This is a genomic window from Mycobacterium sp., assembly GCF_040509115.1.
In the GTDB taxonomy this organism is placed as follows: domain Bacteria; phylum Actinomycetota; class Actinomycetes; order Mycobacteriales; family Mycobacteriaceae; genus Mycobacterium.
Map to the genome: position 1 here is coordinate 14,511 of NZ_JBEVLO010000085.1, position 24,122 is coordinate 38,632.

22 protein-coding genes are annotated in these 24,122 nt (G+C 66.3%); 5 read left to right on the forward strand and 17 right to left on the reverse strand.

Annotated features, from left to right (window positions below; translation table 11 throughout):
* Positions 1-2 precede the first annotated feature (2 nt).
* A complete protein-coding gene (locus tag ABW137_RS07125; protein ID WP_526398316.1) occupies positions 3-971 on the forward strand; it encodes a phosphotransferase in 969 nt (322 codons plus the stop codon).
* A 2-nt stretch (positions 972-973) separates the two neighbouring features.
* Positions 974-1,942, forward strand: coding sequence for a phosphotransferase (locus ABW137_RS07130; protein WP_526398318.1), 969 nt, complete (start codon positions 974-976; stop codon positions 1,940-1,942).
* 24 nt (positions 1,943-1,966) lie between these two features.
* On the opposite strand, the gene ABW137_RS07135 is transcribed toward ABW137_RS07130, so the two are convergent.
* A complete protein-coding gene (locus tag ABW137_RS07135; RefSeq protein WP_526398320.1) occupies positions 1,967-3,418 on the reverse strand; it encodes an MFS transporter in 1,452 nt (483 codons plus the stop codon).
* Between the two features lie 314 nt (positions 3,419-3,732).
* Here ABW137_RS07135 and ABW137_RS07140 point away from each other — a divergent pair, with 314 nt between their 5' ends.
* Positions 3,733-4,056 carry a hypothetical protein gene (locus ABW137_RS07140; protein WP_526398322.1) on the forward strand — a complete coding sequence of 108 codons (324 nt, stop codon included), beginning with the start codon at positions 3,733-3,735 and terminating at the stop codon, positions 4,054-4,056.
* Positions 4,057-4,152: 96 nt separating this feature from the next.
* Entirely contained in the window at positions 4,153-4,635 is a 483-nt protein-coding gene (locus ABW137_RS07145; RefSeq protein WP_526398324.1) for a hypothetical protein, read from the forward strand.
* A 77-nt stretch (positions 4,636-4,712) separates the two neighbouring features.
* Here ABW137_RS07145 and ABW137_RS07150 read toward each other — a convergent pair whose 3' ends face one another.
* From ABW137_RS07150 to ABW137_RS07225, 16 genes are all read right to left on the reverse strand, one after another.
* Complete coding sequence (locus ABW137_RS07150; RefSeq protein WP_526398326.1) at positions 4,713-6,086, reverse strand: tripartite tricarboxylate transporter permease; 1,374 nt, start codon at positions 6,084-6,086, stop codon at positions 4,713-4,715.
* Entirely contained in the window at positions 6,083-6,550 is a 468-nt protein-coding gene (locus tag ABW137_RS07155) for a hypothetical protein (RefSeq protein WP_526398328.1), read from the reverse strand. The genes ABW137_RS07150 and ABW137_RS07155 overlap by 4 nt, the downstream gene beginning before the upstream one ends.
* Complete coding sequence (locus ABW137_RS07160; RefSeq protein WP_526398330.1) at positions 6,543-7,541, reverse strand: hydroxymethylglutaryl-CoA lyase; 999 nt, start codon at positions 7,539-7,541, stop codon at positions 6,543-6,545. The genes ABW137_RS07155 and ABW137_RS07160 overlap by 8 nt, the downstream gene beginning before the upstream one ends.
* Positions 7,542-7,543: 2 nt before the next feature.
* Positions 7,544-8,818: a hydroxymethylglutaryl-CoA reductase gene (locus tag ABW137_RS07165; protein WP_526398332.1), complete on the reverse strand. Its 1,275-nt coding sequence runs from the start codon at positions 8,816-8,818 to the stop codon at positions 7,544-7,546.
* Between the two features lie 112 nt (positions 8,819-8,930).
* Complete coding sequence (locus ABW137_RS07170) at positions 8,931-10,862, reverse strand: helix-turn-helix domain-containing protein (protein ID WP_526398334.1); 1,932 nt, start codon at positions 10,860-10,862, stop codon at positions 8,931-8,933.
* A gap of 47 nt (positions 10,863-10,909) precedes the next feature.
* Entirely contained in the window at positions 10,910-11,815 is a 906-nt protein-coding gene (locus tag ABW137_RS07175) for an SMP-30/gluconolactonase/LRE family protein (RefSeq protein ID WP_526398336.1), read from the reverse strand.
* A 52-nt stretch (positions 11,816-11,867) separates the two neighbouring features.
* On the reverse strand, positions 11,868-13,205 hold the full coding sequence (locus tag ABW137_RS07180) for an MFS transporter (protein WP_526398338.1): 1,338 nt from the start codon (positions 13,203-13,205) through the stop codon (positions 11,868-11,870).
* Positions 13,206-13,364: 159 nt separating this feature from the next.
* Complete coding sequence (locus ABW137_RS07185) at positions 13,365-14,222, reverse strand: energy-coupling factor transporter transmembrane component T family protein (protein WP_526398340.1); 858 nt, start codon at positions 14,220-14,222, stop codon at positions 13,365-13,367.
* A complete protein-coding gene (locus tag ABW137_RS07190) occupies positions 14,219-16,273 on the reverse strand; it encodes a DUF2232 domain-containing protein (protein WP_526398342.1) in 2,055 nt (684 codons plus the stop codon). Before ABW137_RS07190 ends, ABW137_RS07185 begins: the two co-directional genes overlap by 4 nt.
* Complete coding sequence (locus ABW137_RS07195; RefSeq protein ID WP_526398344.1) at positions 16,270-16,911, reverse strand: mycothiol-dependent nitroreductase Rv2466c family protein; 642 nt, start codon at positions 16,909-16,911, stop codon at positions 16,270-16,272. Before ABW137_RS07195 ends, ABW137_RS07190 begins: the two co-directional genes overlap by 4 nt.
* Positions 16,912-16,942: 31 nt before the next feature.
* On the reverse strand, positions 16,943-17,584 hold the full coding sequence (locus tag ABW137_RS07200; RefSeq protein WP_526398346.1) for a mycothiol-dependent nitroreductase Rv2466c family protein: 642 nt from the start codon (positions 17,582-17,584) through the stop codon (positions 16,943-16,945).
* Between the two features lie 366 nt (positions 17,585-17,950).
* A complete protein-coding gene (locus ABW137_RS07205; protein ID WP_526398348.1) occupies positions 17,951-19,504 on the reverse strand; it encodes an AMP-binding protein in 1,554 nt (517 codons plus the stop codon).
* Positions 19,497-20,501 carry a TIGR03617 family F420-dependent LLM class oxidoreductase gene (locus ABW137_RS07210; protein ID WP_526398350.1) on the reverse strand — a complete coding sequence of 335 codons (1,005 nt, stop codon included), beginning with the start codon at positions 20,499-20,501 and terminating at the stop codon, positions 19,497-19,499. The genes ABW137_RS07205 and ABW137_RS07210 overlap by 8 nt, the downstream gene beginning before the upstream one ends.
* Positions 20,502-20,514: 13 nt before the next feature.
* A complete protein-coding gene (locus tag ABW137_RS07215; RefSeq protein WP_526398352.1) occupies positions 20,515-21,303 on the reverse strand; it encodes an SDR family NAD(P)-dependent oxidoreductase in 789 nt (262 codons plus the stop codon).
* Positions 21,300-22,097 carry an enoyl-CoA hydratase/isomerase family protein gene (locus tag ABW137_RS07220; RefSeq protein WP_526398354.1) on the reverse strand — a complete coding sequence of 266 codons (798 nt, stop codon included), beginning with the start codon at positions 22,095-22,097 and terminating at the stop codon, positions 21,300-21,302. Before ABW137_RS07220 ends, ABW137_RS07215 begins: the two co-directional genes overlap by 4 nt.
* Positions 22,094-23,290: a thiolase family protein gene (locus ABW137_RS07225; protein ID WP_526398356.1), complete on the reverse strand. Its 1,197-nt coding sequence runs from the start codon at positions 23,288-23,290 to the stop codon at positions 22,094-22,096. Before ABW137_RS07225 ends, ABW137_RS07220 begins: the two co-directional genes overlap by 4 nt.
* 128 nt (positions 23,291-23,418) lie before the next feature.
* Between ABW137_RS07225 and ABW137_RS07230 the strand changes: the two genes are divergently transcribed.
* On the forward strand, positions 23,419-24,048 hold the full coding sequence (locus ABW137_RS07230; RefSeq protein ID WP_526398358.1) for a TetR/AcrR family transcriptional regulator: 630 nt from the start codon (positions 23,419-23,421) through the stop codon (positions 24,046-24,048).
* The last annotated feature ends 74 nt before the right edge of the window (positions 24,049-24,122 follow it).

Consider the following 24,122-nt stretch of genomic DNA (forward strand, 5'->3'; position numbering starts at 1 on the left):
GAATGACGACAGCCAGCCCACCCGCGATTCTCGCTCCGCTCAACGCGATTGGTCTGTTCACCGATACCACGGTCGCCGTCGAGGAGACACCGTCGATGGCCAGCCCTAGTTGGTGGAGCGGCGACTCCGAGTGCGTGGTGGTCCGCAGCACCGAAAACGAGGAAGCGCGAGGCAGTTCGGGAGAGCCCCGATCGGTGTTCGTGAAGTCGATGATCGGGCATGCGGGAGCCTACGTCGACGTCGCCCACGCCTTCGCCGCGGCCACGGAGGCTGGCGAGCGGGGCGTCGGACCTGGGGTATACGCCTCGGATGCCGATGCCGGCGTGTTGGTGCTGGAGAACCTCGTCGACACCGGCTCCACGACCACCCTGAACGTCTTCGACGACGACGCTCGACTCGAACAGCTGGTCGCGCTCCGGAAGCGAGTCAACGACTTCCAGGCCATCACGCGCACCGCGACGGTGTTCGACGACATCCGCGCGTTGTCGACGCTGGCGTCCGCCGCGGGGGTCAAGCTGCCCCCGGAGTTCGACTGGTTGATCCGATCCCTGGACATGGCTGAGAAGCGGATCGTGGCAACGGGTTTCGATCAGGTTCCGTGCCACGGTGATGGCAACGTCTCAAACGTCCTGCTTGGTGCGGACGGCACGATGCGCCTGGTGGACTGGGACGTGGCCGCCGTCATGGACCCACTCCAGGACCTGGGGGTGGTGTTGGCCGAAGTGCGCCCCTTCGACTCGGCTGCCCGGGAGGCCTTCGAGATGGCTTGGGGGAGCTTCGATCAGGCGTTGTTCGATCGGGCGCGCGTATACGGGGTCGCCGACAGCGTCCGGTGGGCGCTGATCGGTGCCTATGCGGATACCGCCAGACCGGGCACCCTCGAGTACTCGAAGTTCTCCGACTGGCAGTTCGTGCGGGCCAGGGCCGGGCTTGGCGACGTCCACTTCCATGATCGACTGAGGAACCTATGACCGTGACCGAGAAACCGCGCGACACCGCGGGAAACCGGGTGATGGGCAGCGCCCGCAACGCCGCCGAGCGCAATGTCGAGGCGACCTTGAAGGTGATCGAACCCTGGGCCGGCAAGCGCCTGGAGTACGCACCGGTCCTCGGCGGCCTGCAGAACAGCAACTGGCGCATCACCGTCGAGGGCAGCGACAAGAGGTACTTCCTCAAGATTCCTGGCGAGGGCAGCGAGAGCTTCATCGACCGGGGGCTCGCCAACGAAGCCGCCCGCCGGGCAGGGGAGCGCGGGATCGGCGCCGAGCTGGTCTACTTCGACCCGGGCACCGGAGTCGAGGTGATCGAGTACCTCGAGGGCTACCGGGCCTGCACCAACGGGGACTTCAAGGACCCGGCGATCCCTCCGCAGATCATCGACATCTACCGGGTGTTGCACGACGGCGAGCTGCTCAGCGGCACCAAGACGGTATTCGACATGATCGACGAGCATCTAGCTCAGGCCGGCGACCTCGGTGTACGACTGCCCGACGATGCCGAACTGATTCTCGGCGAGTATGGAGTGGCCAAGACGGCCATGCTGGCATCTGGGCTCGATCTGGTGGCGTGCCACAACGATCCGATGCCGGGCAACTTCCTGGTCGGCGATGGCAAGCCGATGAAGATGGTCGACTACGAGTTCGCGTCGAACAACGAGCGCGCCTACGAGCTGGCCGTCCTGACCACGGAGATGTTCTACACCGAGGAACAGATCATGGCCTTGGTCGAGGACTTCTATGGCAGAACGGATTTCGCGTTGCTTTCCCGGGTCCAGGTCTGCGGCGCCCTGGCCGACGTCAAATGGGGTTTGTGGGCGGTGGTGAACCAGCAGCTCAGCACGGCGTGGGACTTCGACTATCACAAGTACGGCTGCTGGAAGCTGATGAGGGCGCGCATGAAGATGGCCGATCCGCGGTGGCCGTTCTGGCTGAAGGCGCTGTAGGAACTGCCGGAGCGATCTAAGAGCTCAGCCCCACTCGTGGTTCATGGCACGGGATTCCATCGCCGCTTCGGGCGAGACTTCCTTGCGTGTGCCGCTGCGGGACACCGCGATCAGCGCCATCGCCAACCCGGCGGTAACCGCGCCACCGACGAAGATCGTCACGAACGCGTGCTCGGCGGGCAATCCGGTGTCGGCGACCGTGCGTCCGAGCAGGACGGCCACCAGTGCAGCGGCGACCGAGCTGCCGACCGTCCTGGCAATGGCGTTGACGCTGGTGGCGACACCGGTCTCGTGGCCGTCGACCTCGCTGACCACAAGTGCGGGCAGTGCGCCGTAAGCCAGGCTGATGTATGCGTTCGTCCAGATCCCTGCCACGATCACCTGCCACGGTTGGGAGTGCGCGAGCGCGAGCCACAGGAACCCGACCACGCCCGCCATCGCTCCGCTGACGAGGATGGGTCGGGCACCGAAGCGGTCGATGAACCTGCCACTCAGGGTCGCCGTGACGAAACCGGCCATTGCGCCCGGCAACAGGTACACCAGGCTGGCGTGCAGGACCGACGCGCTGAAACCGTATCCCGCTGTCGCACGGTCGACCTGAACGAACTGCGTGAGCCCCAGGAAGCCGAAGTACAGCCCCATGCCGACGAACACCGTCGCCAAGTTGGTGAGCAGCACCGGTCGCCGCGTCAGCATCTCGGTGGACACCAACGGATGCGGTCGTCGACGCTCCCACGCCCACCACGCAACCAACACCAGCACCCCGAAGGCCGCGGATCCGATCGTCGCAGGTGCCGACCAACCCCATGAGTTGCCCTGGGTGATGGTGAGCAGCAGCGCCGAAAGGCCCGCTGCCAACCCGGCCGCACCCAGCCAGTCGATCGTGCCGTCAGCGCTACTTCGGCGCGACGGGATGGCCGCCACGGCAGCCACGATCACGACCGCGACGAAGCCGGTCGTCAGCCAGAACACCCGGTGGTAGCCCGCGGCCCCGTCGACGAGCAGGCCGGTGACCACCAAGCCCGCGCCTCCGCCGAACCCGAGCGTGCCGGACAGAACCGCAAGAGCGCCGTTGACCTTGCCCTCGGGGAGTTCGTCGCGCAGGATCGCGACGCAGATGGGATACAGCGCGTAGGAGACGCCCTGCAGCACCCTCCCGACGATCAGCAGCGCGAGCGACGACGTGGTCGCCGCGAGGACCGAGCCGATGAGGACCACGACGAGGACGCCGAGCAGCACGTGCTTCTTGTTGTGCAGGTCGGCCAGTCGTCCGATGAGCGGCGTCGCTGCGGCGGCCGCCAGCAGGTTCGCGGTCACGGCCCAGCTGACGGCCACCGACGACGCGTTCAGCTGTTCGGCAATGATCCCCAGAATCGGGACCACGGCGGTCTGAAGCACGGCCACGGTCAGTGCGACCAGGCTCAGCGCGGCGACGAGCACCCGGGGACGGGACTTTGGTGCGTCGGCTGCCGGCATGCGAGTGGGAGCGCCCGCGGCGGTTTTTCGCATAAGTAATTATGTCGTCTACGAATTGTCGGATGGCCTCGGGGCCAGTTCGGCGATCGGCAGCTGCGACACGATGGCCCCACCCCGGGAACCGTCCGTTCCGTCACAGGGACGAATGGTGCTGCCTGGCCGATCGATTCGGTTGCGTTCTGAGGTGTCGTAAGTAGTGAGGTCGATGGGGAACGACGAGGTGGAGTGGCGCACTACTTAGGCCGTGGATGCCTCTGAGCCTGACGATCGATCAGACGAGCCGAGTATGCGGCGCCAGAAGAGGAGAGGTCGTCATGACGAAATCGATTTTGTGTGCAGCGGTCATCGGGGCCAGTGCGATGCTGGTTGGCTCCGCCGTTGCGCACGCCAATCCGGCAACGCCCGTGCCGGAGATTGAGTCCTCCGCGGGCCAGTTGTGCGGAGCAATCGACGCCAATCCCACCGAGGACGGGGTGATCGACGGGTTGGATGGAGTGGCCGCGCGCGGGTTCGACGAGATCGACGTGGCGATGGTGTTGATAACTGCGGTCCACCACGTCTGCCCGCAGCGCGAGGCGTTGATGATGAACGTGATCAATCCCGTCGCCGCCGAGGAACTCTGTAGCAAGCCATGGTGATGACGGTGTCGATTGGGCGTTGAACTGGCGTGGAGCTCAGCGTTCACGGCGAGTGTCCTGCGATACCCGAGGCGCTCGGAGACCTAGAGTTGCCTGGTGGCCCCCGAGAGCGAAGTGGAGCGTCCGCGCGTCGACCCGGGCGCGCTAGCGCTGGCGACCGTCGCAGGCGCCGTGGCCTTCATCCTTGGTCCTGGCGAATGGGACGCCCTCGCGGTGGTGATCGGATCGATGTTGCTGCTGATTCTGTTGGCGCACCACCACGCAGCGCCCGCGACGTTGACGGCCCGGTCGCTGTTGCTGCGGGGCGCGTTCGGCGCGACGACGGGTCTGGCGTTCTGCATTGCCATCGCACCAGGCATCCAACATCTGATCGTCGCGCCGTTCTTCCACGTCGAGGACGACGAGGGCTACTCGCTGGACGCGTGGCACACCACGGGGGCGATCTCGGTCCTGTGGGCGTTCGTCGCCGTCACGCTGGCGGTCCTCGAGCCCCGCATCGCCAGCCTCCTCGACAAACCGTGGCGAGGAAGACGGAAGGACGACGATCAGCTCGGAACCGGGTTCGGTTCCGAGAGGTAACGGCGTTGCCGCAGAACACCGTTCGTCATTGTGTCGCATAGGTGATGAAGACACGCCGGCGGCCGGGCGCTATCCGACTACGTCAGGACGACGGGTACCAGGAGGACCGCGACGTAGTAGGCCATGAATTGGACACCAGAGGTCATCCCGAGCGCGCGGTTGAGCAGTCCGGCGATGGCGCCGACGGTAATGCTGATCGCCAGCGCGAGGGGCCCGCCCTCATACCAGGTGACGACGACGATCAGGCCAACGAAACCGCCGACGATGGCTTCCTGGCTGATGTGTCGTGCGACCCATAGCGCGGCGGCGCGGGCGTGACGCATCGCCAGCGGGTAGGTAACCATGGCGGCGATGCCCACACCGATCAGCGCGAACACCAGAAACTGCCAGGTGTCCAGCATCGAATGCAGGTTGTTGACGCCGCCGCCCGGTCCACCGTCGACCGAGTAGACGGGTGGTGCGTTGAACAATGCTGCTGCAGGCCCGGCGGCGACGGGACTCAGCGGTAATCCGAATGCGACTAGCGGAATCAGGGTTTCGGCCAGGTAGGTGGACTCCGTCGTACCATTCTTGGCTGCCATCAGAGTGGTCAGCCGCTGGTACGGGTGCCGGATTCGGGAGCCGACGATCTCGCCGACCAGAACGGTCGCCGCGATGGGACTCAGGACGAAGGTCGTCGAGGTGACACCTGCTGCGGCGGCGGTCGTGGCGCTTTGCCGTTTGTCGAGGACTCGTAAGGGGTTGGGAAACCACGACTGAGTCTTGCTGGTGTCGGGCGCGAGCCAGAATGCGCGCGACCCGACGCGGGGCATGTTCGCCCGTCCCACCCGCGATGACGCGGCGAGTAGGTCGAGAATGAGTGGGCCAATGGCGATTCCGAGGAAGAAGGTGATGGAGAGGCTCTTGCCAAGGTGCTCGCTTGCGACAGAGTTCAGCGCGGTGACCAACAGCACGAACGGAATGATCGCGGCAATGCTCGCCCAGCGTCCCGGAGAGAAGTATCCAACCGCGACGGCCGCCACCAGGAACACGTACGGCGCACCGGCTTTGATCGGATCCGCCAACGGGGCGAGGATGAACGCGACCCCCACCGAGACGGGCACCGCGATGAGCGCGGCGATCAATCCGCCCGCCAGAGCCTTTCGTAGGGCGATGTGGGGGGCGCCGAGGTAGCGCAGGGCGTTGGCGTCGTCGAGGAGCGGGACCGCGGTGGTGTCACCGGGGATGCCGAGCAGCGTGGTCGGGATCGCGTGGGCCATGTGCTTCGATACCGCCGCAGCGATGAAGAAGGTCAGTACACCTGCTGGAGGAACGCCGAGCAGCACCACCAGCAGGGTGACCGGCGCGAGGGTCGAGGTCTCGTCGGTGCCCGAGATCACGCCGATCGCGCTGAACAGTATTGCGCCGGTGATCCCCATCCCCAGCGCCCACATCAGGTCGTAGACGATCATGACAGCGCCTTGGCGGTAGGGCTCACCGAGGTTGGGGCCAGACCAATCTCGACCATCTCGTCCTTGACCGTGTCAGGAAGCTGGTCGAAGGCTTCGGCGGTACCACCTAGGGCCTCGAGTTCGGCGACGGCGGCTGATCGCCTACTGGTCGCCTCGTCGGAGAACGTTCGTTTCGGCCGAAACAACCGGGCGCAGAAGGCTGCTGCGGCGACACATCCGACCAGTCCGGCCAGCAGTGCATAACCACCGGTCAACGACTCGGTGCTGACCACTCGACCGATGAGCGACTTTGCCAAGAGGAACGTGGTCAAGCTCATGGTCGAGCAGATGACGACCGACGTGGACAGCTGTTTGAGGTCGACGGGGTCGTTCCAGACGAGTACGTATGGCTGGGCGACCTCGTCTTCGGGTTGGGTGACACCATCCGTCAACGGTGGTGTGGTACGAAGGCCTTCGTCAGCCATGAATTCTTTCCTCAGTGGTCGGATTGTGTGCAGCGGCTAGGGCCGTGACGACCCGTGACGGACTGGAACGGCCGATGTGCTCGGCCATCCACGACGAGGTCTTGGCCAGCGAGTCGAGAGCGATCCCGGTGTGGATGCCGAGACCGTGCAGCATCCAGACCAGGTCTTCGGTGGCGAGATTGCCGGTGGCCCCCCGGGCGTAGGGGCATCGCCCGAGACCTCCAGCGGCACTGTCGAACTCGGTGACGCCCTCGATCAACGCGGCGTAGACGTTGGCCAACGCTTGACCGTAGGTATCGTGAAAGTGCATGGCAAGACGTGACTCTTCGATACCGCGATGAGTCAACGCGGCGATCAGGGCGCGAACGTGGCCGGGCGTCGCCACGCCAATGGTGTCGCCGATCGAGAGCGTCGTGCAGCCCGCGGCCAGCAGGCGCTCGGCGATCGCGGCGACCCCGTCAGGCGCCACGGCTCCTTCCCACGGATCGCCGAAGCACATCGAGACATAGCCGCGCACGGGCAATCCCGCTGACCTGGCCTCGGTGATGACGGGCTCACACGCCTGCAGCGCCCCCGCGAGCGTGGTGTTCAGGTTGCGCGCGGCGAAAGTCTCGGTGGCCGAGACGAAGACGGCAATCTCGGTGGCGCCGGCGGCGAGCGCTCGGTCGAGGCCGCGTCGATTGGGTGTCAGGACGACTGACCGCACGGGGCTGGGCGCTGCCGGGCCGTGATGGGCGAGCAGCTGCATCAGTTCCTCGGCGTCAGCGAGTTGCGGGACCCATCTCGGTGACACGAAGCTGGTCACCTCGATATTGGTCACCCCTGCGGCGATGAGGCGCAGGCAGAACTCTGCCTTGACCGCCGTCGGCACCAGGCTCTGTTCGGCTTGAAGTCCATCGCGCGGGCCGACCTCGTACACCCGAACACTCTGGGGCAGAGTCGGGTTCGAGTAGCAGTCTGGCTGCGGCGACCACATCGGGGTGTCGGCCACGGTCAGTTTCCGCTGCGCAGTTCCGCCAGCACCCGCTCGGCGTACTCAACGCGGATGTTGTTCTCGTCGACCAGGCGTTTCACGACGTGGTCGAGCTCGGTGGGGTTTGCGCCTGCCGTCGCAGCGACGTTGCGGGCATGTAGACCCATGTGTCCGCGCTGGATTCCCTCGGCCGCCAGGGCCCGGCATGCGCCCAGGTTCTGGGCCAGACCCACTGCGGCGATGACCGAGGCCAGTTCGGTGGCCGTCGACACTCCAAGGATCTTCACTGCCGCTTTGGCCGCAGGGTGCACCTTGGTGGCGCCTCCGACGAGCCCGACGGGGATCGGTACCTCCAGCGTGCCGGACAGGTCGCCGTGGCGTGTCGGTTCGAAATGCGACAGCGCGGTGTAGCGGCCATCGGGGCCGACGGCATGCGAGTGGCACCCGGCTTCGACCGCGCGGGTGTCATTGCCGGTCGCCAGCACCACGGCCGTGATGCCGTTCATGATGCCCTTGTTGTGGGTGGCGGCGCGGTACGGATCGGCCTCGGCCAACGCAGAGGCGTGCACGATGTTGTCGACCACCTCGTCGCCGCCGAGCAAGTCCTTGTCGAACACCGCGCGGACCCGGACCACGCGCTGATCCGCCTTGTTGGTGAGGATGCGCAGAAGCGAACGACCACCGGCAATTTCGGCGAGCCGAGGCGCCAAGGCCTCGGCCATCGTGTTGACCGCGTTGGCGCCCATCGCGTCGCGGACGTCGACGACCAGATGCGCAACCACATGGATGCCGGTCCGGGTCGGGATCAGTCGAACGGTGACATCGCGGACACCGCCACCGAACTCGACCAGCATCGGGTCGACGGCGTTCGCCGCCTCGATGATCTCGTCGCGGGCTTCGAGGATTCGCAGCCGCGCGGCTTCGGGATCAGCGACGTCAAGCAGCTGAATTTGGGCCTGCATCACCGGCCCGGTGTGGGAGGTGTGGAAACCTCCGTGGTCGCGCGCCATCCGGGCGGCGTTGCTCGCGGCGGCAACCACCGACGGTTCTTCGGTGGCCATCGGCACCAGGTAGTCGCGACCGTCGACGGTGAAGTTCGTGGCGACGCCCACCGGGATTCCGATCACGCCGAGCACGTTCTCCACCATGTGATCCGCAGCCTCGACGGACAGCCCGGCGCCGGGATCGAGCACTGTCAGATCACCAGGATCGACCCCGGTTCGCTCGGCGACCGCCGATCGTCGCTCGGTGACGCTGCGATCCTTGAGACCTGGGATACGACTGTTGACGATCACGGGAGTCCTCCACGAATGTTTGGGTGTCGCCCATCACGCTACGAGTGAAATGTGGCCGACCACCATGTGGCAAGGACACGCAAAAGCGGTCGGTACGTGTGTGATTCACCCTCTAGAAGCGAAGGTCCCTGACGTTCTTTGCGCGCATCTCATCGAGACGCACTGCGGTCGAGATGCGGAAGAGTTGTTCGTCGGTACGCCAATCGGACCCGAGTAGCGCCTTGATGCGGTCGAGTCGCTGCAGGATCGTGTTGGGGTGGTAGTTCAAGGCTCGTGCGGTCTTGGTCGGGCTCGCCTCGTTGCGTATGAACGCGCGCAGCGTAGCGACGAGGTCGGTGTCGTGAGCCGTGTCGTACGCCAGGACGACGCCGATGGTGGCGTCGATGTAGCGATGCAGTGATTGCGGGTCGTGAGCGAACAGGATGGTGTACGGCTGATATGCGTCGGTACTCACCGCGACGTCGTCGACACCCAGTGCGTTGAGTAAACGCGCTGTGCGCAAGGCGATTTCGAATGAGTCGGTAAGGTCATCGGGCGTGACGGCCCCGGGCGGCGCGACGGTCAACACCGGCTGATGCAGGTGCTCCTGCAGTCTCCTGTGTAACTCGGATGCGGTGTTCAGGGGCGAATCCGAACGCAGGATCGCCACCACGGCGCCGGCGTGTTCGGCCACCAGCCCCCGCCCACGAAGGTGCGCCGCCAGGTGTCTGGCCGCGGCGCCGCGGTGGTCGGCAGCAACGAATGTCGTAATGACGGTGTTCAGTTCGGCAAGCGACAGGCCCTGTCCGCGCACCCGCCGGTCCAGGTCGCGTCGTCGTTCGGGGGCAGCGGCGAGGACGTCGGCGACCAGTTCCCCGCGCATCCGGCGATCGGCGTCGTCGGCGGCGTTCTGCTGTAGGACGAGCAACGCGCTCACCTGCGCAGCGCGTTCGATGGTGCGTTCCTCGACCGGTCCGAGTTCGATCGATCCGTGGCCCAAGAGAAGCGCGCCGAAGTAGAGCTCGCCCGCGGTGATGGCCGCGACGATCTGGATCGTTCCGTCCGGGGGAGCCACGAAGCAGCAGTGACCGGTGGCCCTGCTGGTGGCGATGGCGTCTTCGACCCCTCCGAGCAGGCGGACCGACGCTCCCGACGAATCGGGGGTCGCGGAAGCGGCAATGGCACGGGCGTCGGCATCGACGATGGTCACGCTTCTGCCCAACGTGTGCGACACCGTCGCAGCCAACTTCTGAAACCCACCTCCGACCAGTACGGCCTGCACCAGCTCTTGGTGCACCACATTGGAGCGGTCACGCTCCTGGAGATGGGCCGAGAGCCGCTGCAGGGCAAGGCGTGATTCCTCCTCGGATCTGCGGAGCTGGTCGACCATGTTGGCGGTCTGCACGACTACCGACGCGTGATCGGCCAACGCCGACAGCAGCGCGATCTCCTCAGCGGTGAAGGCGTGCTCGGTGCGCGTGGCGGCGAACAAGACACCAAGAACCGTTCCATCGGCGAGCATCGGCACGCCAAGGATCGACACGATGTCCTCCGCCTCAACGGCCTGGTCGATCGCAGCTTCATGGGGATCGTCGGCGTACTCGCTGTAACGCAGTGCCCAATGCGCCGACCGCGACTGCGCGATTCCTGACGCCATGCCCATTCCCGGAGGTACCCGCAGGTGCTGGAACTGTGGGGTGACCGCACCAGCGGTCTTGCGAACATGCAATTCCCTTGTCTGCGGGTCGAATTGGGATAGGTAGGTGACGTCGGTGCCCATCATCTCGTGGGCGCGGGCGACCAGCCTGCCCAACAACGTGTCCAAGTCACGAACCTCGGCGAGTTCGCGGGCACTGGAGAACAGGGCTGCCAGTTCGTGCTCGCGGCGCCGTAACCGGGCAAGTTCACCCCGCAACCTGGTCAACGCAGCGACGGCGGTGGAGCGCGCTTCGGCGCTGCCGTGCAAGGCCGAGTCCCACTCCGCGTTGAGATATTCCACCTCCTCGCTGCCGAGTGAGGCGTCGATCAAACGCGCCAAGGCCGAGGCGGCCGACTCCTGTGCCATGCCGTTCAGAGTGCCTGATCGCGCCAGGGGCGGAGGCCCTTCGATGGTCACTGACCACGTACGGCGACGTCGATGACCTCGAGCTTGCCGGTGCGGCGGCTGGCGGCGACGTTGGGATTGGAGCTCTCCGCCGTGCAACACACCAGCGTGGTGGCGGAGTCCCCGCTGAACCCGACGGCAAAGCAGGGCTGAGAAGTCTGCACGACGTCGGTGGCCAGGCCCGACGCGGCGTCGAGGCGTACTGCCCGGCAGCCCAGCGGGTCCGAGACCCAGATGCCGTCGTCGACGTCGACGCAGATGCCATCGGGCAGCAGCGTGCCGCCGTCGACTCCGGCGGTCCTGAGATCTGCGATGATTCGCCGGTTCTCAAGCGCGCCAAGCTCACCGATGGTGTATCCGGTCAGGCACGCCCCCACAGTCTCGGCGATCACGAGGGTGCCGTCGGCGAGCTGCACGGTGCCGTTCGGGAACCGCAGACCTGTCGCAGCGCGATGAACGCTGCCATCGGGGTCGACGCGGGCCAGGTCGGCCGTCGGTGGGCTTGCGCCAGGTCCGAAGAGTGGGTCGGCGGCCGGGTCTGCGTCCAGTTCAGCGTAGAAGTCGAAACCGAACGAGCCGACCCAGGCGCGCCCATCCCGATCGACCAGCATGTCGTTGGCGGCACCGCGAGCAACCTCGGTGAGGTCCGCGTAACGACTGGTCGTACCGTCGTCGTGGACGGCGAGCAGCTTTCTGTCGCGCATCGACACCACGAGCATGGTTCCGTCGGGGAGCCAGCCCATTCCTGAGGGCTGGCCAGGTACCGCCGCGGCGACGGCGACCGCGAATGTCTTCGGGTCCACCCGCAGCAGCTGATGGGCGTAGAAGTCCGAGACGTACAGCTGGCCGTCGGGCCCGGTGTTCGGCGACTCGGCGAAGTGGAGATCGTCGAGCACGATATCGGTGTCGCTCATCTCAATCCTTCCTGTGGTGACGTGAGGTCACTTGCAGCGCTACGGATGTGGTTCACCGAGCGATCTCCTCGAGTGCTGTTCCCGGCGCGACTCGGCGCATTCCCAACGCACACGTCGCCGCGATGAGGGGGCAGATCACCAGCCAGATGATCAGTGTCCAGGTGTAACCGATGCCCGCGAACATGCGTGGCCCAGCCAAGGCGGCGCCGACAAAGCCCAACCATTCCATTCCGGCGACCAAGTTCGCCCCGGTCGCCCGCACGCGCGTTGGGAAGACTTCGGCGGCGAAACCCGCCGCCGCGGTGATGTGTCCGATGGTGAAGAAGTACACCATCGAGTAGAACACCGTTAGCAGCACGACGGTGTGCCCTTGGAACGCAAGCAGCGCGCCCGAGACTGCCCCGAGGATCAACCACAGCGCCGCGGCCTCACGCCTGCCGATGCGTTCACCGACGTAGGCGCACAGGTAGTACCCGACCGCGGCGAGCCCGGTCGCGATGGCCGAGGAGATGTAGGTGTGCTCCAGCGAGACACCGAAGTGCTCATACACCCACGGCAGGTAGCTGATGATTCCCGCGACGCCGAACGCGTACACCAGGTGCCACACCGCAGCCAGGATTGCCGGGCGACGTAGATCGGCCGCTAGCAACTGCGCAAAGCGATTGCGCCGCAACGATTTGTCCTGCTGTTCGGCACGTGCCTCGGCACGGAAGCGCTCGGTTTCAGCGACTCCCCGGCGGGCCCAGAGCATCAAGAACACAGGGACGACGCCCACGACGAACAACAGACGCCACCCAAAGTGCGGAACGATCAGCCACGAGAGCAGCGATCCGGCGAAGAAGCCCAACGGATATCCGATCTGGGCGAATCCGATCAGTCGCCCGCGGCTGGATGCCGGTGCCTCCTCGGCGACCATCACCTGACCGGCCATCCATTCGGTGGTGGCGCCGGCCTGAGTGATGCCGCGTGCCAACAACAGGATCGCCAGGCCGCCTGCGCCGGCCGTCATGATGCTGCCCGCCGCGGCGGCGAACATGCACAACTGGAAGACGGGCTTGCGCCCGAACCGATCCATGAACGGCCCCGACAGCAATGTCGAGATCGCGCCGACGGCGTAGATGATTGCGTAGAGGTTGCCGATGTCGGTGTTGGATAGACCGAGATCCTCCTGAATCAGCGTGTAATTCAGGTTGAATAGACTGCCGTCCATATTGACCAGCAGCCATCCGCCTAACGACAGCAATGTCACCTGCCAGGCCCGACGATTCACTCCCCGGATCAACAGCCCGGGTTTGCGCGGCACGCTGGATGGGTCACCGCGATCGGTCGACGTCGCGCGGGATGCCGCCACGGTGTCGGCGGGCCGGGCCAACGGGTCGTCGTGTGCCATTCGGGACTTCCTTCTGTGTCGGCCCAGTGCGCATACCAGGTATTGGTGTAAGCCGTCACAAGCTAAGTCGAGAGATGAGACCTCCGACACGGAGAAACGACACACAGAAACCGAGCGCGAATGGGGCGTTCACACATTCAGACGTCTTACGCGGTCGACCTAGGTGCTGCCGGCCAGGGGTGACGCGATCTCGACGGACACGGCCGCGGCGAACAGCGCGAGCACCACGGTCAGGGCTATGGCGTCGATGAGTCTCGGGCGGGCGGGCATTGCCGAGATTTGGCCCGAGCCCCCTCGGGCGGTGATGGCGTCGCCCATTTCGTCGGCGCGGCGCAGTGCGACGGTCATCGCAGCTGCCATCTGGTCGACCAGATCACCGGTCCATTGGCGGTATCGACGTCGCCAGGTGGCTGGGTGGAGTCTCGGGCGTAGCTTGCGCGCGGCGAGCAACGTACGAAATTCGAGGATCAGCATGGGGAATGCCCGAAGCGCGAGCGCGAGGCTGACCGCCCAGTCGTCGACCGGTACCCGGAGCGCTTTGAAGGGCCGTCCCAGTTTGGCTACGGCGGGGGCGATTTCGGCGATGTTCGTGGTCCAGGAAACCAATGCGCCCAGGCCCAGCAGGGTCGCGGAGATCAGCGTGAGTTGTAGGTAGCTCAGCAGTGCGCCGCCGCCGAGGCGTAACGGCCCCAGCTCCACGATCGGTGCGCCGCCGGCGATGACTGCGATGGCCGCGCCGAGGAGAAACACGATCCACAGCCAGGCCGGCGCCGACGGCAGCGCTCCTCGCGGGACCCGGGCGAGCCGCGCGGTGACGAGCACTAGCGCAGTGACAGCAGCAAGGGTGATCCATCCCGGATAGACCGCAAGCAGTACGGCGACGGCTGTCACGACGATGAGCTTGGTACCCGCCCACAACTCGTGCACGACGGTGCGTCCCGGTAGTGGGCGCAGTAGGACGGCAGGCCTGCGCTCACGTTTTCTGCCATCGTTGGGATGTCGGCGAGGTGCAGTCACGGCGTGCCCCCGTGCGTTGTTGGCACGATGGTCAAAGCACCGTCGCGCAGGTGTATCGCCCGCGGGCACAACGATTCGAGTCCCGAGAAGTCATGGGAGATGACGATGACGGTCAGCCCCGTGTCGTTGCGCATCCCGGACAGCAGGGTGAGCAGGTCACGCCGACTGGCGGTGTCGAGCCCGGCCAGCGGTTCGTCGAGGACGATCGCCCGCGGACCACGCGCCAGCAATCCTGCGAGCACCACACGGCGCATCTGGCCACCGCTGAGTTGGTCGATGCGGCGGCTGCCAAGTGCGGGGTCGAGGCCCACCGCGTCCAGCGCCTGGTCGATGCGGTCGCGATTGCCCGGGTCGAACCCCGCTGCCGAAGCGACGTCGAGGCCAACGTGGCTACGCATCAATTGCAGGCGGGCGGCCTGAAACGACAGCGCCACTTGACCAACTTGGTCCGCCATCGGTTTGCCGTCCAGTAGGCAGGTGCCCGAGGTCGGTGTCAGCAGTCCGGCCATGATCCACGCCAGAGTCGACTTCCCAGATCCATTGAGTCCATGGATCAACACGCCTTCGCCTTCGCCGACGGCGAGGTCGACGTCGCGTAGTGCGGAAGACTCCCATGGTGTGTCGGGGTTGTACCGATGACCGACCGCGGTCATCTCGAGCAATGTGTTGCCCACCTGGTGGGCAACGGTCACCGGCGGAGCCGCAACGCTGCGCACCATCTCGGCCGCGTTGACGTGGCCGGTCAAGTGGAAGGTCCGGTCAGCTGACGCGGCTTCGTCGTCGTAGTGGGTAATGGTGACCAACGTCGTGTCATGGCGCTGCCTCAGGCCTGTCATCGTCGACAGCAGCGTTTCACGTCCGGGCTGGTCGACCATGCTGGTGATCTCGTCGGCTATCAGCAGTCGCGGTTCGCGCGCCAGTGCCGCCGCAATCGCCAGACGTTGCAGCTGACCGCCCGACAGCCCGCCGGTGTCGCGTTCGCCGAAACCGTTGAGGCCCACTTCCGTGAGCAATCCATCCACGTCCACGGTGACTCCCGCTGGTAGTCCCCAAACGACGTCGTCGACGACCCGGGTGCCCAGGACCTGGCTCTCCGGATGCTGCATGACGACCGCGGTGCCGCCGAACTGGCCTAGACCCACCGAACCGAACCGATGCACCGTGCCCGACGTGGGCGGGCGGCCGGACAACAGCAGCAGCATCGTCGTCTTGCCGGACCCGTTGGCGCCGGTGATGGCGAGGTGCTCGCCGCGCTCGACGGTCAGGGTGAGCGGTCCGACGGCGTCGTGGTCGGTACCGGGATAGCGAAGGCACACTTCGCTAAACGTGACGGGCACCGGGTCCACGGGGCGACCATCGGCCGCGATCTCCAGTTTGTGGACGTCGGGAACACCGCCGAGGCGTAGCAGTACACGCGACAGGCCCCACCAGCCCACCATGACGACCACCGTGATCGTCGCCATCGACATGGCAACGACCGTCAGTGGCCAAGAACGTGTCAGCGTCTCGCCAAGGCCGCGCACTCCCTCGGCGGTGGGTGCAAGTCCTGGCACGGTGGCCACGGCAGCCGTCACGCCGTCGACGGCGCCTTTGAGAGTCTCGAAAACGAGGATGCGCAACCGCGACAGTGCCGTCAGCGCGGCTACGCCCAGCAGTCCGAATGCCGTGCCTGCGACCAGCGCGGTGAGGACGGCGGTTGACGCGCCTTTGCCGCGGCGTTTGACCACCCCAACCAGTCCGCCCGTGTACGCGCTACCCACGACGATCAGCAGCCCGCCCAGGTTGATGACCAGGAACGCGATGATGGTGCCCGCGACAGTGGCAGCGACCACCACGCGGAGTCGGTGACGGTAGGCGAGCAGCGCCATGGGTACGGTGGCCAGCAGCGCCAACGGAAACGCGAACGGCAACGTGACGGCGATGACGGCGATCGCGCTGGACACTGCGGCCATTACCGCGGCGTTGGCCAGCTCTGACGGGTTCAGGTCGCCCGTGAGCTGGGGCGCATCTGCCCTACGGGCGTCGGTCGAGATTTCCGGACCCGAGGTCATGCCACCTGGGGCCTCAGGTCATCGGGTTGCGCACGCTTGATCTCCCAGAAAAGAGGATGCGAGGCGAAGGTGAGCACGGCGTCCCAGAGCGCGCCGGCTTGCTCACCGCGGGGGATGCGCGATAGGACCGGCCCAAAAACCGCGACGCCGTTGATGTGCAGAGTCGGGGTGCCTGCGATGGCCCCCTCGGCGTTCACCCCGTCTGCGGTGCTGGCGCGAAGATCGTCGTCGTACTCCGTCGACCCGGCGGCTTGGGCTAGTTCTAGGGGTAGGTCCACGTCGCGTAGTGCATCCGTGACGATCTCGTCGAAGTCGTGCTTGAGCAGGTCGCCGAATTCCTTGTTGCCTGAGTGGTGTATCCGTGTGCCGACCGCAGTGTAGAAGGCGCTGAGGCCCGTAGGCCCGGCGACGCGTTCGACCGCCATGGCCACACGTACCGGCGTCCACACCTTGGTCAGCATCTGCGGATCGTCGAGTTGTGTGGGTAGGTCTCCCTCGTTCAAAACGGCCACGCTCATGAGGTGAAACGAGACGTCGATGTCACGGGTCTGCTTGGCTTCGACGATCCAGCGGGAGGTGATCCAGGCCCACGGGCAGAACGGGTCGAACCAGAAGTCAACGCGGGGGGTGTCGGGCATCAGAGATCCATCTCTCGAGAAGTGTTGATGATCAATCGAATTCGGGTTCGGTGTGCTCGGTGCGGGCTCGCTTCAGCTCCCAGAAGTCGGGGCAGGACGCCACGGTCACGGCGGCGTCCCACAGTCGAGCGGCCTGTTCTGCGCGGGGCACCCGGGTGAACACGGGGCCGAAGAATGCGACTCCGTTGAGGTGGATCGTGGGGGTGCCGATGCCGGCGCCGGGAACGTCCATGCCCTCGCCATTGCTCTTGCGGAGCGCGTCGTCGTAGTCGGTCGAGGTGGCGGCGTCGGCCAGCTCCGCGGGCAGTCCAACGTCGTGCAGTGACTCTGCGATGATGTCGTCGAAGTTCCTGGCGACGACGTCGTGGAACCCGGTGTTGCCTGCGTGATGGATGCGCTGGCCCATTGCGGTGTAGAGCGGACCCAGTACGTCGCGACCTACGGCCTGCTCGGCGGCCATCGCCACTCGCACGGGCGCCCAAACCTTGCGCATCATCTCGGGGTCGTCGAGCTGGTGGGGGAGGTCACCCTCGTTGAGCACCACCAGGCTCATCACGTGAAACGACACGTCGATCTCCCGAGTCTTCTGAGCTTCGAGGATCCATCGAGAGGTGATCCAACTCCACGGGCACAACGGCTCGAACCAAAAGTCGACGCGGGTCTTTGTTGACACGGCGGAGGCTCTCCTAGCGGGTGTTGATTCGGTGCGGCGCGAGCACGCCTGACACAGGTATATCAAGCACCTTGATTACCGTCAAGGTACTTGACATCGCTGCGCGCCGAATCGGACCCTCGACGATCTTCGACGGATCGCGCCCGCTCGGAGCCAACTTCTTCGTCAGCCGGGCGGCGGCCAGGCATTGGGAGCATTGGCCCCCCAACGCAGAACTCCAAAGGTCTTCAATACCAATATGATTGAGGAGTCAACATGATTGAGGAGGTTCGACGCTACCCAGGTTGCAGCGCTCGTTGAGCGAAATAGGTTGCGTCACGGATGAAATGGCGATGAAGATCTCTGTGATCTCGGTGCCTTGACGTGTTACTGCGAGCCGCCGTTCCAGCCGCGCAGCACCTTCTTGTCTATCTTCCCGGCAGTCGTCAGTGGTAGAGCTGGCACGATGTGCACCGACTTGGGCACTTGGTGGGCGCCTTTCTTGGCGCGAACGACGGCCTGCAGGGTCGTGACGTCCACCTCACGGCCCTGCCGTTGAACCACGAAGGCCGTGACCGCCTCTCCCCATTTGTCGTCGGGCAGGCCGACAACCGCGGCTGAGGACACGCCTGGCACGGTGGCGATCACGTCTTCGACCTCGCGTGGGTAGACGTTGAACCCGCCGGTGATGATGATGTCCTTCTTGCGGTCGACGATCGAGATGAAGCCGCGTTCGTCGCGGGACGCGAGGTCGCCGGTATGCAGCCAGCCGCCGTCCAGTGCTGCCTCGGTCAGTTCGGGCTGGTTGTGGTACCCGGTCATGACGGCCGGTGAACGCAGGCACAACTCGCCGACCCCACCATCGGGCACCGGGGCCCCGTCGTCGTCGAGGATCGCCACCCGGGTTTCGGTCGCAGCCCGCCCGCAGGTGGCGAGTGTCTCGGGTCTGCGGACGGGATCGTGCTCGTCCTTGCGCAGCGTGGTGCACATCCCCAGACACTCGGTCTGCCCGTAGCCCTGCTGCAGCACCGGTCCCAACGCGTGCCAGGCCTCGGAGATGCGCGCAGGTGTCATCGGGGCGGCGCCGTAGAGCAGCGTCTGCAGCGAGGAGGTGTCGTAGCGGTCGATGCCACCGTGATCGAGCAGGCCGTAGATCATGGTCGGCACGGCGAAGGCGTAGTTGATCCGTTGCGCGGCAATGCTGGTCAACCAGGCCTCGGGGTCGAACGAGCTCTGCAGCACCACGGTGCCGCCACGGCAGAGAGTCGGCAGTATCGGCAGCGACCCGGCATGGGTGATCGGCGCCGAGAGCAGGAATCGGGGGCGTTCCGGCAGGCCCCAGGACAGTGCCAGGATTCGCGACATCGCGACAAGGGCGCGGTGCGGCACCAGAACTCCCTTGGGGCGTCCGGTGGTGCCGCCCGTGTACTGCAGCCAGGCGGTATCGGATTCCTGGGCGGGGCCGCGCCGCAACGGCCGGGCGGTCAGCTTTGCGCACAGTGCCAGCAGGTCGGGGGCAAGGTCCGAGGGGCCGAAGGTCAGCAGGTGTTCGACGCCGGGGCAACGCTGCGCGATTGCCGAGCCGGTGTCGGCGAAGGTGGGGTGAATCAGGAGCACGTGAATTCCCGCGTCCGCACATGCGGTGGCATGGTCGTCAACCGAGCCGAGCGGGTGCAGGCCCGTATAGGTGCCGCCGAGCAGGTAAGTGGCGGCCTGCGCGAGCCAAGCCTCGGGGATGTTGGGGCTCAGCGCGCCAACAGCACTGCCGTGGCCGACGCCGCGTGCGGCGAGGACCTGCGCGATCCGGCTGATCAGCGACGCCGCCTGCGCGTAGGTGATGCGTCGCCCGTCGAGGACGAACGCGTCCCGCTCGGGGAATCGTCCCAACGCTTCGATCAACAGATCGTCGAAGGTGAGTTCTGGGTCAGACGGGTTAACCACGGTGTTCTCCTCGATGAGCCGGTGCGAGCGCCCCCGTCAGCGGAGGGGCGCTTTGGAACATGACCCGGTCGGCCACCCCGGCGTACTTCTCACGCGCCCTCGCGATCGCGCTGGACCAGGTCGGCGCGATCACGCAGAACGCCTCCAGGATGTCATCGGGCACTAGTTCCGCGATCGTGTCGTGCTCGCCGAGCCGGACTTTGGCGCGCAGTCGGTCTCCCAGTGCGCCCCAGCCGTGCAGCTCGAGGACTGGGCGGTAGGCAGGCGTGGAGGCGTAGAACGCGAATTGCCGACGCACGGCCTCGCGTTGCGCGTCTGCGGTGTCATCGCCGACGATGCAAAGCGCGGTTACCGACAGGGTCAATGCGCTGCGTTCGCGCCCCGATCTGGCCAACCCACGGGCGATCGCCGGCTCGGCGACCTCCCGCAGGTAGTCGTTGGTGTGGATGGGGTGCACCAACACGCCGTCGGCGACCTCTGCTGCGGCGTCGAACATCGCGGGGCCAAGGGCGGCGAGGTAGACCTGCGGCGCCGGGTTCGGTAGCGGCCCGGGGTTCATGGCGGGCGGCAGGTAGTCGAGCGTGTAGTAGTCGCCGCGGAAGTCGAGCGGCCCTTCACCGGCGAACGCGGCCCAGACGTGCCGCACCGCCCGCACGTACTCGCGCAGCCTCGGCATCGGTGGGCTGAAGGCGCTGGAGAATCGCCGTTCTATGTGTTTACGCACCTGCGAGCCCAGGCCTAGGACGAAGCGGCCGCCGCTGGCTCGCTGGAGGTCCCAGGCCGACACGGCGGTCAGCATCGGGCTGCGCGGGAATGCCAGCGCGACAGAGGTTCCCAGGACGCCGTGGCTCATGTGCGGGGCGGCGACGGCGAGCGCCTGGAACGGGTCGCCGACCGACTCGGCGACGAACAGCCCGTCGAAGACGTCGTCGGCCTGCCGCGCCCGGGCCACGATCTCGTCGAGGCGGGGTCGGTAGAGGTACAGATCGACTTTCATGGAAGCTCCTCTCTCAGACAGCGAACGAGTAACCGCCGTTGACCGGATAGGTCTGCCCGGTGATCCACGACGCCTGGTCGGAAGCCAGGAACAGGATCAGGTTCGAGGCATCGGCCGGCTCACCCAATCGCCGCACCACATAGTTGCGCAGCATCGCGGTCACCTGCGCCGGGTCCTCGGTCGCCGACGCCACACCGGGGGTTCGGATTGGGCCCAGTGAGACGCAGTTCGCCGTGATGCCGTGGCGGCCAACGGCCTTCGCCAGCCCGCGGGTGAACCCGGCGGCGCCCGCCTTGGCTCCGCTGTAGACCACGAGATGGGGTTCGCCTACGCGCCCGGCATCGCTGATGACCGTGACGACGCGCCCATAGCCCCGGCTGACCATGCCGGGCACCGTGGCTCGCGTGCAGTTCAGCACGCCGTAGAGATTGGTGCCCAGCCACGGCTCCCACTCCTTGGGGCTGGTCTGCCAGAACGGCGGACCCGGACGCATGGGATCGAGTGCCGGGCCTGCGTTACCGGCGTTGTTGACCAGGATGTCGACCGGTCCCAATCGTTCTTCGGCAAGGTCGACCAGACTTGTCACCTCGTCGAAGTCGGTGACGTCGCCGCTCAGGGCAGTGGCCCGCCCGCCTGCTGCCGCGATCTCCTCGGCGACGGATTCGGCCCGCTCGCGGTGGTAGTCGTTGACGGCCACGGCCGCGCCCTGCCCGGCGCAGTCAAGCGCCACCTGGCGGCCGACGCCCTGTCCGGCCCCGGTGACCAGTACGGTCCTGCCGTCGAGTCGAAGTAGGTCGGTCATCGCGGGTTACTCCTCGTTTGGTGCGGGTGGGCGGAGAACACGGGCGTCCGTTTCTCGGCGAACGCCCGGAGTCCTTCGGCAAAGTCGTGCGAGCGGGTGTGCGCGGCGAGCCGTTCCCGCTCGCGGCGGAGGGCATCGGCGGTGGGCAGTTCGAGGCCTTCGGCGACGAGCTCTTTCATGGCGGCCAGCCCCAACGGGCTTTTCGCGGCGAGTTGGCCGACCAGCGCGTCGGTGTCGTCGGTGAGCCGGTCATCGTCGGTGAGGATGGTGACCAGGTCCGTGTCGGCCAATTGCGTGGCGGGCACCGCGACACCGGTGAACATCAGATGCTTGGCCCGCGCCGGCCCAATGCGGCGCGGCAGCCGTACCGAACCCCCGGCACCCGGAAGCAGCCCGTAGTTGGCGTGGGCGTCGGCGAATCGCGCAGACCGTGCGGCGACCACGAGATCCGCGCACAGCACGAGTTCGAGGCCCCCGCCGGCGGCGATGCCGTGCACAGCCGCGACGACCGGCTTGGGGAAGCTCTCGATCCGGTCGAACACCGCCCCGACGCGCCGTAGAAAGGCCTCGATGACAACGGGTTCAACGAGAGTCGTCAGATCGGCGCCGGCGCAGAACGCTCGCCCGGCGCCCGCGAGGACGACCACGCGGACATCGTCGCGGCTCTGCGCGGCGTCAAGCCCCCGAGCCAAGGCGTCGAGCAGGCCGTCGGTGATGCTGTTGAGCGCCTCCGGCCGGTTGAGCCGCAGCCACAGTGCGGCGCCCCGCCGTTCGGTGAGCACCTCGGCGGTCACGCGGCCTCCCCAGCCAGGATCGTCACCGTGCACACGGCCGGGTCAGGGTGTAGGTAGCCTCCGGCGTTCTCTGCCAACGCAAACCGCGCACCGGGCACTTGACGCCCGGCCGCACGGCCGCGTAGCTGCGTGACCAACTCGACCAATTGCGCACAGCCAGTCGCCCCGACCGGATGTCCGCGCGAGACCAGCCCGCCGTCAGGGTTCACCGGCACCCGGCCGCCGAGCGCGGTGGCCCCGGAGGCCAGCAGTTTCGGACCGTCACCCACGCCGCACAGGCCGAGCTGCTCATACATGATCAGCTCGGTCGGCGATGCCGCGTCGTGCACCTCCACGACGTCGACGTCCTCGGGGCCGATACCAGCCATCGCATACGCCGCCTCAGCCGTGCGGCGTTCCAGCGGCGTCGACGGGGCCCCGTCCCCAGGCACGCCGGAACCGAGAATCGACGCGCGCACACGTACTGGTGCCCGATCGGCATTCCGCAGATCGGCCGCCCGCAGCACGAGCGCGGCGGCTCCGTCGGCGATTGGCGAGCACATCAACGCGGTCAGCGGCCCGGCAATCCTCCTGCTGCCCAGTACTTCTGCCCTGCTCAGTCGACGTTGGTACTGCGCATTGGGGTTCAGCGCGCCATGCGCGGAGTTCTTCACGGCCACGTCGGCGAAATCGTCGGCCGTCGCCCCGGAGCGAGCCTGGTAGGCCGACGTCATCTCGGCGTACACGGTCATGAAGAACGACTCGACCTGCTCGACACCACTCAACTCACGGGTTATCTCCGGCAGGCGTTCAATGTCCGCGCCGCTCGTCATCGCCGCCAGCACGGTAGGGGTCGGCTGAGCCGACATCCTCTCGGCACCACACACCAGCACGGTGTCGTACATGCCCGACCCGATCGCGGCCAGTGCCACGTGGACCGCGCTCGAGGAGGAGGTGCAGGCGTTCTCGACGTTGAGCACGGGAATGGCGGTGAGACCGGCTGCCGTGGCAGCAATCTGGCCGCGGATCATCTCCTGCCCCTCGAGCACACCCGCCATCGCGTTACCCGACACGAGCAAATCGATGTCGGTGGCCGCTAGATCTGCGTCGGCGATTGCGGCGGTCATCGCTGCTGCAGCGAGCGATCGCAGGGATGTTCCGCGGTGCTTGCCGAACGGCGTGATGCCCACGCCAACGACGTCTACTTCCCGCATAGGTGGCTCCTTCAATAGCTTTACCAGTCAGTCAAGAAATATCCTTGGACTACCGCAATGTCAAGGCCTTGCACTAATCTGATGAAGTACCGCCGAGTTCAGTTATCGCATGACGGCAGGAGGTGAGCATGGGGCGTCGGCGTGCATTGGACGTGCAGGAGCTGGTCGACGCGGCCGCCCGGGTCTTCGAACGGCAGGGTTACACCGACGCCACGCTGGCCGACATCGCCGCCGAGGCCGGAATCAGTAAGCCGACGGTCTACCAGTACGTCAAGTCCAAGCAGGAACTGCTAGAAACGATCGTCGAACAAGCCGTCTATCCGCTCAGGGACGGCATCAACAGGATTGTTGCCAGCGAGCGCCCGGCGGCGGACAAGCTGACCGCCTACCTCGAGCTGCACGTCACCGCGGCCATCCAGTATCAGCCCTACTACGCCGTGCTCACCTCGGACCAGCATCAACTCTCACCGCACGCGCTGCGCCGCTACCAGTCCTGGGCGCGCAGCGTGAACCACGCCACGACGCGGCTGCTCGAGCAGGGTGTGGACGAGGGAGTCGTCCGCGCCGACATCGACCTCCCGATCGCAGTGAATTTGCTCAATACCACGCTTACTTCGATTGCCCGCTGGTACCGCCCCGGCGACCGGGCGAAACCTGCTCAGATCGTCGACGAAGTCCGCAAGTACCTCGGCGGGCTTCTCGTCGACGCGACGGGCGAAGCGGGGAACTCGAAAGCCAAGGCACCTTCGGAGCCCTAGCACTGCCAAAGGTTTACCGCGACGATCAGATTCGGCGAACTTGGCTCAAGTCTCCCCGACGTGTCGAGCGAGTG